The sequence below is a fragment of the Streptomyces parvus genome, assembly GCF_032121415.1.
GTDB lineage: Bacteria > Actinomycetota > Actinomycetes > Streptomycetales > Streptomycetaceae > Streptomyces > Streptomyces globisporus_A.
Window position 1 is genome coordinate 2,856,074 of sequence record NZ_CP135079.1, and the last position, 13,610, is coordinate 2,869,683.

Sequence of the window (13,610 nt, forward strand, 5' to 3'; positions counted from 1 at the left end):
CTCAGTCCTGGACCACCAGGGCCGGGGTCTCCTTCGTGAGCACCTCGCCCCGGAAGAACGCCGGGCTGCGGCGCTCCATCGCGACCATCAGCACCACGCCGAGGAGCAGCAGCCCCACCCCGATGACGAAGACCGAGCCGACGCCGAACACCGAGGAGCCGGAGCCGTACGCCGGGTCCCACATGTCGTAGAGGGTCTTGGCGAAGACGGCGGCGAGCAGGATGCCGCCGAGCAGCGGGAAGAGGCCCTTGAAGGCCAGGTCCCGGGCGGAGCGGGTCAGTTCGGCCCGGAAGTACCAGGCGCAGGCGAAGGCGGTCAGCGCGTAGTAGAAGCAGATCATGAGGCCGAGCGCGTAGATGGTGTCGACCAGGACGTGCTCGCTGACCAGGGTCATCACGGTGTAGAAGACGCCGGTGCCGATGCCCGCCGTGACCGTCGCCCGGCCGGGCGTCTTGAAGCGGGGGTGGACCTTGGCGTACGCGGCCGGCATCGCCTCGTACGCGGACATCGCGAGCACCGTGCGGGCGACCGGGATGAACGTGGTCTGAAGGCTGGCGGCGGCCGAGGCGAGGACCGCGAGGAAGAGCAGGACGCCGAGTCCGGGGCCCATCACGGGCCCGGCGAGGGCGGCGAAGACGTTGTCGGAGGTGTCCGGGTCGGCGAGGCCGAGCCCGGACCCACCGGAGCCGACGGCCATCTGCGCGGCGATGCCGGTGGCGAGGTAGGAGCCGACCAGGACGACCATCGCGATGAGGGCCGCGCGGCCGGGGGTCTTCTCGCTGCCGGTGGTCTCCTCGTTCGCGGTCAGACAGGCGTCCCAGCCCCAGAACATGAAGATGGAGAGGGAGAGGCCCGCCGTGAAGGCGGCGAAGGACTGGACGGCGAAGGGGTTCAGCCAGGACCAGGAGAAGTCGAGCGAGGACGCGAAGTCCGGGCCGCCGCCGCCCGCCTTGCCGAGGGCCATCGTCACGAACAGGGCGAGGACCGCCAACTGGAGCCCGACCAGGGCGTACTGGATGCCCTTGGTGGCGGTCATGCCCCGGTAGCTGATCGCGGTGGCGACGGCGATGAGGGCGAGGCAGGTGATGATGTGGACGGGCTTGCTGTCGTCCAGGGCGGCGACCGAGCCGCTGCCGGTGATCTCGCCCGCAAGCAGCCAGAAGTACGAGGTGGCGACGCCCGCCAGGTTGGACAGCACGATGATCGTCGCGATGACGAGACCCCAGCCGCACATCCAGCCGACGCGGGGGCCGAACGCCTTCACCGTCCAGGTGAAGGAGGTGCCGCAGTCGGGCATCGCCTTGTTCAGCTCGCGGTAGGCGAACGCCACGAGCAGCATCGGCAGGAACCCGGCCAGGAAGACGGCGGGCATCTGCACGCCGACCTCTCCGGCGGTGGAGCCGAGGGTGGAGGTCAGGCAGTAGACGGGCGCGACGGTGGAGACACCGATGACCGCACTGCCCATGAGGCCGACGGAGTTCCCGCCGAGCCCTTTGCCGCGTACGCCGCCACTGCCACCGTCGGCCGGGGCGCTTCCCCGCACCGTGTCTCCGGCCCGTGGCCGCGCGTCCAGCTGAGTCATGAGGAGGACGCTATGCGCTGCGATATCCACATCCGGAGCGTGAGACTTCAACGTCTCACCCTTGGATGCAGCAGCCAGCACCCCCCGAACACTTCATCAATTCAAGGTTGCATACATGTGAAGCCTTGCAATACATGGCGCTTCGCCGAGCGCGACGACGTACGGTAACCGTAGGCCTGTCCGTTTTGCGTAGGTTCAAAATTTTCCCGCGCCGCTCCGCACCCGCTCCCCCGCAGCTCTGTCCGGGCCAGACGATCGCCTGTGTCCCGCTGTAGGCGTGCAGGGCGTACGAGCCCACGTCCCGCCCCACCCCGCTCTTCCTGAACCCGTCGAACGGGGCCCCATGTTCCGCCCGACCGCGTTGACGCCGACCCCGCCCGCCCGTAGCCGCCGGGCGACGCGGAAAGCGCGGGCGACAACGCCGGACCAGACGTGGTCGATGAGGCCGTAGCCGCTGTCGTTGGCCGGCGCGACGCCCTCCTCCCCGTCGTCGAAGGGGACGACCACGACGACCGGCCCGAAGATCTCCTCACGGACGACCCGCATGTCGGGGGTGCAGTCGGCCAGCAGGGTGGGGGCCACGTAGAAGCCCCGGTCCAGATGGGCGGGGCGGGCGCCGCCCGTGACGACCCGCGCCCCTTCCTTCCGGCCCAGCTCCACGTACGCCTCGACGCGGTCGCGGTGGGCGGCGGAGATGACCGGGCCGACCACGCTGGCCCGGTCGGCGGGATCACCGACGGGAGCGCGTCCGCGTACGCGGCCAGCCGGGCGATCAGCTCGTCGCACCGAAAGCGGTGGACCAGGACGCGGGTCAAAGCCGCCACCACTCCACCGACTTCACCGGCCGATCGCCGCCGACACCCCCTTTCACCAGGCGTTTTCGGGATCGCCAAGCCGCCGCGCGGCACGAGAACACAACCGCCGCACGCCCCTTGCCCGAGCCGTGAACCCCCCTCTATGTTCGCTGGACAGGAACCGAGAAAGCGCTTTCTCAATCGCCGCGGAGAACCTCCCGAAGAAGGGGTCGACGAGGGCGGGCACGAGGGCGCAGTACTTGACATGCACCTGACATAGAAGGCATCACGGATCACCCGAAGACACAGGGAGACGAACATGAGGCAACCCGTCACACGGCGGCTGCAGGCGGCAGTGGCCACCCTGGCCCTCGCCGCCGCGGCCGGCGGCATCGTCCTGACCGCGCCCGAGGCATCGGCGGCGGCCGGCAGCGCCACGGGCTACGCCACCCAGAACGGCGGAACCACCGGCGGCGCCGGCGGACAGACCGTGCGGGCCACCACCGGCACCGCGATCCACGCGGCCCTGTGCGGCCGCGCCGCCGCCGGCACACCGATCGTCATCGAGGTCGAGGGCACCATCAACCACGGCAACACCAGCAAGGTGTCCGGCGGCAGTTGCAACACGGCCGACGGCGTGATCGAACTGAAGCAGATCAGCAACGTCACGATCGTGGGCGTCGGCGGCGGAGCCGTCTTCGATCAGATCGGCATCCACATCCGCGAGTCCAGCAACGTCATCATCCAGAACGTGACCGTGCGGAACGTCAAGAAGTCCGGGTCCCCGACCTCCAACGGCGGTGACGCCATCGGCATGGAGTCCGGTGTCCGCAACGTCTGGGTCGATCACACGACGCTGGAGGCGTCGGGCGGCGAGTCCGAGGGGTACGACGGCCTCTTCGACATGAAGGCCGACACCCGGTACGTGACCCTCTCCTACAGCATCCTGCGCAACTCGGGCCGGGGCGGACTGGTGGGGTCCAGCGAGAGCGACGTCTCCAACGGGTTCGTCACGTACCACCACAACCTGTACGAGAACATCGACTCCCGCGCGCCCCTGCTCAGGGGCGGTATCGGCCACATGTTCAACAACCACTACGTGCGGATCAACTCGTCCGGCATCAACTCCCGCGCCGGCGCCCGCGCCAAGGTGGAGAACAACTACTTCGAGGACTCCAAGGACGTCCTCGGCACCTTCTACACCGACGCCGCCGGGTACTGGCAGACCGCCGGCAACACGCTGGACAACGTGACCTGGTCGAGCCCCGGCGAGGACAACAACCCGGCCGGTCCCGACATGAAGTCCACCACCACCGTCAGCATCCCCTACGCCTACACCGCCGACGCGGCCGGCTGCGTTCCGGACGTCGTGAGCCGTACGGCGGGCGCCGGCAAGGGCCTGAAGGTCTCGGACGGGAACTGCGCGACCCAGCCGCCGACCGAGCCCACTCCCGGCCCCACCGACCCGACCCCCGGCCCCACCGACCCCACGCCGCCCGGCGGGACCAACCTCAGCATCGGCGCCGGGTCCGACGGATCCAGCAAGGCCTCCGGGACCAGCTTCGGTCATCTGCGGGACGGTGACCTGAACACCTACTGGTCGCCCGCAGGTTCGACCGGCCACGCCTCGATCAAGTGGGACTCCGCCACCGCCGTGTCCTCGGTCGTCATCCGGGAGGCGGCGGGATCCGCCATCGGGGCCTGGCGGCTCCTCGACGCCGACGCCGGCACCGTCCTGGCCTCCGGCGACGGAGCGGGGACCATCTCCTTCCCCCGCACGACCCTGCGCAAGATCACTTTCGAGATCGTCAGCTCGAACGGCACCCCGAAGATCGCCGAGTACGAGACGTACGCCGGCTGACGGGTGTCGCCGCCCGGGGACCGGCCGTGCGACGGCCGGCTCCGGCGGCCTGTCCACCGCGCACCGGCAAAGGCCCGCACTCCCCGCTCGGCGGGGGGTGCGGGCCCTGCTCGGTGCGGAACGCATGGCAGTGGCGCGCCGGATCATCCGACCGGCCGCCAGTCGCCGTCCACGTCGCCCTCCATGTAGCAGTCGCGGTAGTACTGCCGGGCGAGGACCGCGAGGGAGGGCGAGTCGGCGTACAGCGTGTCCTGGTGGCCGAGGAACCGGCAGCGGTGGAAAGCCGACCGGTCGCCCTGGACCTTGACCGCCACCGCCTGGGTGCCGGTGTACTGGGGGTTGTCGGAGCGCAGCCAGTCGGTGCCGGAACCGTCCGGTCGGGGTGTGCCCGCCGCGTTGCCGCACACCAGGACCGTGTCACGGGCGTCGGGGCTCGCGCCGATCAGTGTGAGGTCGCGGTGGGCGGCGTCGACGACGACCGTGGCCCGGTGGACGCCGGCGGCGATGACGATGGTGCCGCCGGTTCCGGTGGCCGCGTCGACGGCGGACTGGACGTCGGGGTGGTCGCCCCGCCCGTGCGCGTCGACGTACAGCGTGCGGGGGTCGAGGCGGCGGGCCGGTGAGCCGTAGCGGCCGAAGGGGCGGGGGCCGGGCCGGGCGGGGGCGGCCGGTGCGCCGAGGGCGAGCGAGGCGCCCGCGCCGGCGATCAGCGACAGAGCGGTGCGTCGAGTGGGCATGGCGGTCCTCCTTGGGACGGACGGCGACGGGTGGCAGGCGGCGGGCGAGGGGCTGACGGCGAAGGGCCGGAGCGGCGCTCTCCGGGGTGGTGGAAAGCATGCGGTGCCGCTCCGGCCGGTCCTTCGGGGTTACGCGCCGGTCATCCGCGGCCGGACAGCCTGCCCGCCCCGGCCTTGAGGCCGACCAGCACGGGGACGGCCCGGGGGTGGTGGACCGTCGTGCGCAGTTCGGGGGTCCAGCCCGCGCCCTCGGCGAGCTGCTCGCCGGGAACGCCGGCGTTGTGCACGGCGATCAGATCGGTCCTGCGTCCGTTGACGTAGTTGTCCTCCGCGGTGAGCGGGGCCTCCGACCACTTCTTCAGGACGGTGGCCCGGTCCACGTCGCCGGCGAGGGTGAACGCGTTGTGCTCGGCGACCAGGCGGGACTCGGTGCCGATGCCGTAGGTGTAGCCGTAGGAACCGCCGCGCGTGGCGACGAAGTGGTTGTTGTACGAGTCGACCTGGCCGAAGCGGACGCGGGGCGCACGCTCCTTGACGTCCTTGAACAGGTTGTGGTGGAGCGTCACGCGGAGCTTGCCGCGGTCGGTCGCGCCGGCGCCGTCGCTGTTGCCGATGAGCATCGTCTTGTCGTGGTCCTTCAGGACGTTCCACGACACGGTGACCAGGTCGGCTCCGCGCACGATGTCGAAGAGACCGTCGTGCTGCTGGTACAGCTGGCCGAAATATCGCGGCTGTTCGGCGTCGGGGCGATCGCCGTCACTGAAGGTGTTGTGGTCGATCCAGACGTTCCGGGAGCCGTGGACGACGAGGTTGTCGTACTCCGAGTTCCAGGCGCCCTCACTGCCGTCCGTGGGGTCCCACTGCGGGAAGCAGTCGTAGGTGTCCTCGAAGGAGATGTTGCGGACGATGACGTTGGAGACGTCGCGGACCTGCAGGCTGGCGCCGATGATCTCGGGGTCCGCACCGACCCCGACCAGCGTGGTGTTGGACGGGACCCGGACGTTCACGGCGGCCTGCTGGAGCTTCGCGGAGGCCGCCCGGGCGTCCTCCAGCGGGCCCTCGGGAACCCGGTCGCCGCCCCAGACCTCCGGGTCGTAGGCGGCGAGGTACTTCTCCAGGGTGTAGCCGTCGGTCTCGTACTGCTCGCAGCCGATCGGGGTGCCGTCGACCGCGGAGTTGCCGTGGACGGTGCCGGCGACCCTGACGATCTTCGGTGCGTCGCCCGCCTCCTCGAAGGCGGCGACGAGCTCGGCCCGGTCGGTCACGGTGTAGACGTGCTCGGGTGCGGCGTCCGCGCCTCCCGTGGTGGAGCTGCCGGCGGAGGCCCAGCCGTCCCCGGCGGGCAGTACGGCGCGCTCGATCCCCGTGCCGTGGGGGGCCGGCCGGGCGGCGGCCTGGGCGGGGACGCTCAGCGCGAGGGCCAGCGAGGCGCAGCCCAGGGTGACGGCGACGGCCCGGGTGTGACGCGTGCGTGCGGGCATGGCGAAACCTTCTCTGTCGTCGGAGGGAGGGGAAGCGGCCGCCGCGGGTGTTTCCGGCAGGTGGCGGCGGCGGTGGCGCGGAAGGGGTCTTCGGTCTTCTCGTCGTCGTCTCCGAACGGGACGAGAAGGGCGGCGGCCGGGCTCGGTCCGGCCGCCGCCCGTCCGTCGTCAGGGGCCGGAGGGTGTGGGGGTCTCAGCCGTTGCCCAGCTCGGCCCACTCCTTGTTGGCGGTGTTCAGCTCCTCGGCCATCTTGTCCAGGAACTCCTTCGCCGTGATCTTGCCGAGGAGCAGCTTCTGGAACTCCGGCTCGTTGTCCGCCTTGCTGATGTTGTTCCAGTCGGGCAGGTAGTACGGCAGGTCGACGACCTCGGTGGATCCGTCCGTCAGCGCCTTCGCGGCCAGCGCGGTCGACTCGGTCTCCTTGATCCAGGGGTCCTTCGCCGCTTGGGCGTTGGCCGGGATGGCGCCGGCCGACTCGTTCCATTTGCTGTTGGACGCGTGGGAGGCGGCGAACTCGATGAACTTCCATGCCGCGGTCTTGTTGTCGCTCGACCGGAAGAGGCCGAGTCCGTCGACGGGGTTGGAGACCTGGACGCGGGTGCCGCTGTCCCCGATGGGGGCGGGGATGCCCGCGAACCTGTCGTCGCCCAGGGCCTTCGCGTGGTCCTGGTAGGAGCCGAGGTTGTGGCTCAGCATGCCGATGGTGCCCGTGTCCCACTGGGCGACCATCTTGGTGAAGTCGTTGTTGACGTCGGCGGCGGGCGTGGTCCTCTTGTAGAGGCCCGCGTACTTCTCCAGCGCGGCGACGTTCTTCGGGTCGTTGAGCGTCGTCTTCTCGCCGTCCCAGAACTCCGTGATGCCCGACTGCCCGTAGACGGCGTCCAGCGCCTGGGCGATGGAGCCCGCGCCACCGCGGATGGTGTAGCCGAACTTGTTGTTCCCGGTGTCGGTGAGCTTCTCGGCCGCGGTGTAGAAGTCGGCCCAGGTGCCGGGGGCCTTCAGCCCGGCCTGCTCGAACAGGTCCGTGCGGTACCAGAGCACGCCGTTGTTGGCGGAGGTCGGGACGGAGTAGATGTCGTCGCCCCGGCCGGCGGCCGCTCTGACGCTCTCGACCATGGAGTCGACGAGCTTGCCCTCCAGGGCGGACCCCTTCAGCCTCTTGTCGACCGGCTCCAGGGCTTCCTGCGAGACCATGTTGGCGAGGTAGGCGGTGCCGACCCCGCCCACGTCGGGCAGCCCGCCGCCGGCGATCGCGGTGTCGTACTTGGACTGGACGTCGGCGATGGGGATCGGGACGTACTTCACCTCGATGTCCGGGTGCTGCTTCTCGAAGTCCTTGATGATCTCGGTCCAGATGGCGGTGCGCGGCCCGCCGTTGTTGTCCCAGAAGGTGATCTCGCCCTTGCCGCTCCCTTCCGTACCGGCACCGCTGCCGTCGTCGCCGCACGCGGCGGCCGTCAGCGCGAGGGCTGCTACGAGGGAGACGGCGGATGCGGTGCGCCCCCGCCGGGTCTTCGAGATGGTCATGGTCGGCTCTTCCCTGTCGGATGTGTCGGGGTGGTTGGTCCCGTACGTCTGTGCTTCGTGCTTCTGCGCTTCTGCGGGGGGTCAGTGGGTGGCGCGGAAGGTGCTGAAGAGCGCCGTGCCGGCGGGGCCCGTCCCGGCCGGTGCGGTGGCGAAGAGGCCGAGGAGAGCGGCGACCCAGCGCCACGGGGTGGCGGCGAAGACCTGCCCCGAGCGCCGGAACCCGTCGCCCGTGTCGGCGAAGAAGCGGCATCGGGCCCCCGCCGTGACCTCGATCCGCAGCCTCGCCCGGCCCCCGGGCGAGGCGCGGGCCTCGGCCGCGTCGCGTTCGCGCTCCGCGACGCCCTCGGCGTACCGGTGCACGAGCCGGGGAGCTCCGTCCGCCCCGGCCTCCAGGCCGATCCAGCAGAAGGCGTCCCCGAGCACGGTCAGCCCCGCCTTGGCGCCCGGCTCGTCGCTGCGCAGTTCGAGGTCCACTTCGACGGTGAACTCCTCGGCGGGCAGGCGCTGGACCAGGACGTGGGGCAGCAGCCGCAGGTCATGGGCGTCCGGCGTGCGCACGCAGGTGAGCCGCAGCCCGTCGGCGGCGTGCTCGGAGGGCTCCGTCCACGCTGCGGGGCAGGGGTTGGCCGTCCACTGCCACTGCTTGCCGTGGGCGCCGCCGGGGAAGTCGTCGTCCACGGCGGGCGCCGCCACGGGCTGCTCGGGTGCGGCCGGTTTGCGGTGCGTGGAGACGGGTTCGCCCGCGTCGCCGATGACGGGCCAGCCCTCCGCGTCCCAGCGCATGGGCTGGAGGTGGACGACCCTCCCGTACGCGCCGCGTGCCTGGAAGTGCAGGAACCAGTCCTCGCCGGCGGCGGTCCGCACCCAGCCGCCCTGGTGCGGGCCGTTGACGCCGGTACGCCCCTGGGACAGCACGACGCGTTCCTCGTACGGGCCGAAGAAGTCCCGCGACCGGAAGGCGCCCTGCCAGCCGGTCTCCACCCCGCCGGCCGGGGCGAAGATCCAGAAGTGTCCGTCGTGGCGGTGGAGCTTGGGGCCCTCCAGGGTGAACCAGCCGGGTATCCGGTCGGCGTCGACGAGGGTCCGGCCCTCGTCGAGGAGGGTGCGTCCGTCGGCGCTCATGCGGTGCCCGGTGAGGCGGTTCTTGATCCCGGAGCGGGACTTGGCCCAGGCGTGGACGAGGTAGGCCTCGCCGGTCTCCTCGTCCCACAGGGGGCAGGCGTCGATGAAGCCGCGGCCGGGTTTGAGCAGGTGCGGGGCGCTCCACGGCCCCTCTGCGCGCTCGGCGTTGATCTGCTGGACGCCGTGGTCGGGGTCCCCCCAGAAGATCCAGAAGCGGCCCGCGTGGTGGCGCAGGGAGGGGGCCCACACGCCGGCGTCGTGGCGGGGACGGGCGAAGTCGGCGGCGGGCTCGACGCGGTCCAGGGCGTGGCCGACGAGCGTCCAGTTGACCAGGTCGCGGGAGTGCAGGAGCGGCAGCCCCGGGGCCCGGCCGAAGCTGGACGCGGTGAGGTAGTGGTCCGCGCCCACGCGGACGACGTCCGGGTCGGACCAGTCGGCGTTCAGCACGGGGTTGCGGTACGTGCCGTTCCCGAGGTCGGCGGTCCAGGGCCGGTTCACGAGGTCACCGCCCGGCGGACGTACGCGGCCGCGGTGTCCCGGTCCAGCCTGCCGTCCGCGACGACGGTGACGACCCGGCGTACGACGGTGGCCCCGGCGGGCACGGGCAGCCGTTCGTCCGCCGCGAGGGAGGAGCCGACGCCCGGGTACTCCGTCGTCCGCACGAACCACGGATCGCGTCGGGTCCCCTCGCTCGCCCCGGCGAGGACGAGGGTCCAGCCGTCCCCGGCGAGGGCGAGCCAGTCGGAGGTCCGGCCGTGCACCGCTTCCTCGCCCGCACGGTCGGCGCTGAACACGTCGGGCGGGGCGGCCTCCTTGGGGGCCCGCCAGAAGAAGCCGCCGTAACCGGCGCCGGGGCGGCCGTTGGTCGCGGGGCTGCCGAGGGAGAGGTCGTCGGCCGAGTGATTGGTGAGGGCGAAGGAGAGGTCCAACGCCCAAGCGACGGACGAGAGTTCGATGGCCTCGACGGTGCGCTGCTCCCGCAGCAGTTCGACGCCGTCCGCCTCCCAGCCGAGCGACTGCGTGAAGGCGCCGGGACCGTGCCGCTCCAGGCCGAGGCAGCGCTGGACACCGTGGTTGTCCAGCTCGGTGGGCCCCTGCCCCCGGACGTAGGTGCGCCCGCCCCAGAAGTTGCGGCCGGACACGTCGGGCACGGCGACGGAGACGCCCAGGTGGTGGCGGTGGTCGTCGGGACGGTCCTGGGTGACGGTGCGGCCGGCGAGCGTGGTGACGGGATGCAGGCGGGGGCGGCCGTCCGCGGCGGCGCCGTAGCCGTAGTGGGCGACCGTGCGTCCGCCGCAGTCGAGGGGTTCGGGGGGTGCGGGTGAGGCGGGATGTACGGGCTGGGCGGCGGACGGGGCCGCGGCGGGCCGGTTCATGAGGCCGCCACCTCGCTGCTCCGGGCCCAGGCGGCTCCCAGTTCGGAGAAGAGGGCGAGGGATTCGGCCCCGGCGGCGACCAGGCCGTCGATGCCGTGCACCGTGCGCCACGCCGCCCCGGCTGGGGCGTCGTACCGGGTCTCCCAGGCGTCGGCGGGCAGGGCGACGGGGGCGGGGGCGGTGCGTACGGCCTCGACGACCCGCATGAACGCCCCCGTGCGCTCCGGCGGTACCAGGAGCGGCGTGCCGTGCTCCAGGTGGTCGACCAGGTTCTCCAGGAGGTCGGTCCGGCCGTGGACGCTCTCCTCGGGGCCGTGTCCGGCACGTTGGAGCAGGACGCGGTCCTGCTTGTACCAGAAGGTGATCCGGCCCCGTTCGCCGTGGACGATCACGTACGGTTCCCCGGCCCGGTCCGCGCAGAGGGTGGCGGCGACCGTGACGGGCAGGCCGCCGGTGGTGGTGACGCGGACGCAGCTGGTGTCGTCCGCCTCGATGTCATGGGCCCGGAACAGCTCGGTCTCGACGGACAGGACGTCCTCGGCCCTGCCCCGGCCGGCCAGTTCGAGCGCGGTGGCCACGGCGTGCGCCAGTGGGTTGGTGAGCACGCCGTCGACCACGTCGGTGGAGCCCATCCTGCGCCGACCGGACCAGGGCGCCCGGCGGAAGTAGGCGTCGTGGCGGATCCAGGCCCCGGCGGCGCCGACCCCGGTGAGCTTCCCGATCGCCCCGGTGCGGACGAGGTGCTGGATGGCGGGCACGCTGTGCGAACCGAACGACTGGAACCCCACCTGACAGGCGGTGCCGGCCCGCCGGACGCCGTCGGCCATGCGCGCGTAGGCGGCCCAGCTCCCGGCGGGCGGCTTCTCCAGCAGGAGGTGGACGCCGCGGGACGCGGCGGTCAGGGCCAGGTCGGTGTGGGTCGGGATGGGCGTGCAGATCACGGCGGCACGGGCTCCGGTGGAGTCGAGGAGCGCCCCGAAGTCGGCGGACTGCTCCGGTCGCTCGTCGCCGAGGAAGCCGAAGGGGGCCAGTTCGTCGGTGGTGAGCGGCTCCAGTTCGCAGATCCCGGCCAGCCGCACCCGGCCCTGGTGCTGGAGCCGGCGGAGGTTGGCCAGGTGCCAGCGGCCGTGGCCCCGGGCGCCGGCCAGCACGACGGGGAGCGGCTGCGCGCCGGGCCCGGTGGGGGCGACCGGGGAGACGGGGACGGTCTCGGTCATCCCTTCACCGCCCCCGCGCTGAAGCCCGTGACGAGCCACTTCTGGATGAAGGCGAAGACGATCACGACGGGCACCGCGGCGATGACGCCGCCCGCCGCAAGCGCTCCGAGGTCGACGCTGTCCGCCCCGATCAGGGTGTTGAGGCCGACCGGGATCGTCTGCTTGTCCTGTTCGCTGAGGAACATCAGCGCGAACAGGAAGTGGTTCCAGCTGTGGACGAAGGCGAAGGAACCCACGGCGATCAGCCCGGGGCGCAGCAGCGGCAGGACGACCGCCCGGAAGGCGGTGAAGCGCGAACACCCGTCGACCCAGGCGGCCTCCTCCAGCGAGACCGGGACGTTCTTGATGAACCCGCTGATCAGGATGATCGACAGCGGAAGCTGGAAGACCGTCTCGGCGATGACGACGCTCCACAGGGAGTTGATCATCTGGAGGTTGCGGAAGATCTCGAAGAGCGGTACGAGCATCAGGGCGCCGGGGATGAACTGCGAGCAGAGCAGCGCCAGCATGAACGCGCCCTTGATCTTGAAGTCGAACCGGGCCAGGGCGTACCCGCCGGCCAGGGCGACCAGGGTGGTGGCGATCAGGGTGGCGATGCCGACGATCATGCTGTTCTGGAAGAAGACGGCGAAGCTGCGCTCGTTCCAGACCTTGGAGAAGTGCTCCCCGGTCATCGGCCAGGGCACCAGCGCGGTGGAGCCGGCGGGCCGCAGGGCGAACAGGAGCATCCAGTAGAACGGGATGAGGGTGAACAGCAGGTAGAGGCCGAGCGGCAGGTAGATCTGCCAGCGCGGTACGTCGTCGTAGGCGCGCTCCCGTCCGGTGCGGCGGCGCGAGGCGGGCGGCGGGCCGCCGGGGTGGACGGGCCGCCGCGCGGCGCCGTTCTTCTCGGTGAGCAGGGCGGTCACTTGTCGTCGCCTCCGAACTTGCTCAGGCGCAGATAGACGATCGAGCAGAAGAGGAGGATCACGAAGGCGACGGTGGTGAGCGCGGAGGCGTAGCCGAAGTCGTGCCCCTCGATGCCGGTGTTGGCGACGTAGAGCGGCAGTGTGGTGGTCTCGCCGGCCGGGCCGCCGCCGGTGAGGGTGTAGAGCAGGTCGACGTTGTTGAACTCCCAGACCCCGCGCAGCAGGGTGGCGAGGATGATCGCGTCGCGCAGGTGCGGCAGGGTGATGTGGAAGAACTGCCGGAGCCTGCCCGCGCCGTCGACCGACGCCGCCTCGTACAGCTCCTTGGAGACGGACTGGAGGTCGGCGAGGATGAGGATGGCGAAGAAAGGCACGCCGCGCCAGAGTTCGGTGACCGTGGCCGCCCAGAAGACGGTTCCGGTGTCCGAGAGCACCGAGGTGCCGTACTCCCCGATCCCGGCGTCTGCGAGGTAGCGGCTGAAGCCCGTCGAGGAGTTGTAGAGCAGAATCCAGATGGTGCTGGTCAGCACACCGGAGACGGCCCAGGGCGAGAAGACCATGGCCCGGGAGATGCCCCGGCCGATGAAGGTCTGGTTGACGATCAGGGCCAGCGCGAGGCCGAGCACGAGCTGCAGGGAGACCTGGGTGAAGACCCACTGGGCGCTGAAGGCGAGCGTCGACCGGAACTGGTCGTCCTCGGTGAAGATCCGCCGGAAGTTGTCGAGCCCGGCGAACCCGTTCCGCCACGGCTTGGTGACGTTGTAGTTCTGCAGGCTGTAGTAGAAGACGCTGAGCACCGGGTAGGCGATGAAGCCCAGCATCAGCAGGCCCGCGGGCGCGATCAGCAGATAGGGCAGGCGGCGGGGTGTCGCCGTGCCGCGCCGGGGCGCCTTGGGCGGCGGGGTGGCCACGGCGGCGGGTTGGGCCATGACACGTCTCCGATCTCGGTACGCGCTCGATGCGCTGGATGTACGGCTTGCTGCCACGGACGGCAGCAAGCGCTT

General features: G+C 71.4%; 9 protein-coding genes and 2 pseudogenes. 1 reads left to right on the top strand and 10 read right to left on the bottom strand.

Annotated features, from left to right (window positions below; translation table 11 throughout):
- Window position 1 precedes the first annotated feature (1 nt).
- Together RNL97_RS13665 and RNL97_RS13670 are read right to left on the bottom strand one after the other, a co-directional pair.
- On the bottom strand, window positions 2-1,582 hold the full coding sequence (locus RNL97_RS13665) for an APC family permease (RefSeq protein ID WP_243314245.1): 1,581 nt from the start codon (window positions 1,580-1,582) through the stop codon (window positions 2-4).
- 241 nt (window positions 1,583-1,823) lie between these two features.
- Window positions 1,824-2,400, bottom strand: a pseudogene (locus RNL97_RS13670) (aldehyde dehydrogenase family protein); the annotation flags it as partial.
- Between the two features lie 295 nt (window positions 2,401-2,695).
- Here RNL97_RS13670 and RNL97_RS13675 point away from each other — a divergent pair.
- Complete coding sequence (locus RNL97_RS13675; RefSeq protein ID WP_030588708.1) at window positions 2,696-4,237, top strand: pectate lyase family protein; 1,542 nt, start codon at window positions 2,696-2,698, stop codon at window positions 4,235-4,237.
- A gap of 167 nt (window positions 4,238-4,404) precedes the next feature.
- Here the strand turns inward: RNL97_RS13675 and RNL97_RS13680 are convergent.
- The 8 genes and pseudogenes from RNL97_RS13680 to RNL97_RS13715 form a co-directional block, all read right to left on the bottom strand.
- A pseudogene (locus RNL97_RS13680) lies at window positions 4,405-4,974 on the bottom strand (pectinesterase family protein); the annotation flags it as partial.
- 140 nt (window positions 4,975-5,114) lie between these two features.
- Entirely contained in the window at window positions 5,115-6,455 is a 1,341-nt protein-coding gene (locus tag RNL97_RS13685; RefSeq protein WP_243314246.1) for a pectate lyase family protein, read from the bottom strand.
- A gap of 193 nt (window positions 6,456-6,648) precedes the next feature.
- Window positions 6,649-7,983 (bottom strand): ABC transporter substrate-binding protein, encoded by a 1,335-nt coding sequence (locus tag RNL97_RS13690; protein WP_313750740.1) that lies wholly within the window; start codon window positions 7,981-7,983, stop codon window positions 6,649-6,651.
- 81 nt (window positions 7,984-8,064) lie between these two features.
- Window positions 8,065-9,603 carry a glycoside hydrolase family 43 protein gene (locus RNL97_RS13695; RefSeq protein ID WP_030588696.1) on the bottom strand — a complete coding sequence of 513 codons (1,539 nt, stop codon included), beginning with the start codon at window positions 9,601-9,603 and terminating at the stop codon, window positions 8,065-8,067.
- Window positions 9,600-10,481, bottom strand: a complete 882-nt coding sequence (locus RNL97_RS13700) for a DUF6807 domain-containing protein (RefSeq protein WP_243314247.1) — start codon at window positions 10,479-10,481, stop codon at window positions 9,600-9,602. Before RNL97_RS13700 ends, RNL97_RS13695 begins: the two co-directional genes overlap by 4 nt.
- The gene (locus RNL97_RS13705; RefSeq protein WP_030588689.1) at window positions 10,478-11,698 is read right to left on the bottom strand and encodes a Gfo/Idh/MocA family protein; all 1,221 of its coding nucleotides are present in this window, start codon (window positions 11,696-11,698) and stop codon (window positions 10,478-10,480) included. The genes RNL97_RS13700 and RNL97_RS13705 overlap by 4 nt, the downstream gene beginning before the upstream one ends.
- On the bottom strand, window positions 11,695-12,606 hold the full coding sequence (locus RNL97_RS13710; RefSeq protein WP_030588686.1) for a carbohydrate ABC transporter permease: 912 nt from the start codon (window positions 12,604-12,606) through the stop codon (window positions 11,695-11,697). The genes RNL97_RS13705 and RNL97_RS13710 overlap by 4 nt, the downstream gene beginning before the upstream one ends.
- Window positions 12,603-13,535 carry a carbohydrate ABC transporter permease gene (locus tag RNL97_RS13715; RefSeq protein WP_030588683.1) on the bottom strand — a complete coding sequence of 311 codons (933 nt, stop codon included), beginning with the start codon at window positions 13,533-13,535 and terminating at the stop codon, window positions 12,603-12,605. Before RNL97_RS13715 ends, RNL97_RS13710 begins: the two co-directional genes overlap by 4 nt.
- Between the last annotated feature and the right edge of the window lie 75 nt (window positions 13,536-13,610).

Bases quoted from the DNA above. Each gene is read 5' to 3' on its own strand.
- RNL97_RS13715 (WP_030588683.1), bottom strand. From the start codon at position 13,535: ATGGCCCAACCCGCCGCCGTGGCCACCCCGCCGCCCAAGGCGCCCCGG.
- RNL97_RS13700 (WP_243314247.1), bottom strand. From the start codon at position 10,481: ATGAACCGGCCCGCCGCGGCCCCGTCCGCCGCCCAGCCCGTACATCCC.
- RNL97_RS13675 (WP_030588708.1), top strand. From the start codon at position 2,696: ATGAGGCAACCCGTCACACGGCGGCTGCAGGCGGCAGTGGCCACCCTG.
- RNL97_RS13690 (WP_313750740.1), bottom strand. From the start codon at position 7,983: ATGACCATCTCGAAGACCCGGCGGGGGCGCACCGCATCCGCCGTCTCC.
- RNL97_RS13665 (WP_243314245.1), bottom strand. From the start codon at position 1,582: ATGACTCAGCTGGACGCGCGGCCACGGGCCGGAGACACGGTGCGGGGA.
- RNL97_RS13685 (WP_243314246.1), bottom strand. From the start codon at position 6,455: ATGCCCGCACGCACGCGTCACACCCGGGCCGTCGCCGTCACCCTGGGC.
- RNL97_RS13705 (WP_030588689.1), bottom strand. From the start codon at position 11,698: ATGACCGAGACCGTCCCCGTCTCCCCGGTCGCCCCCACCGGGCCCGGC.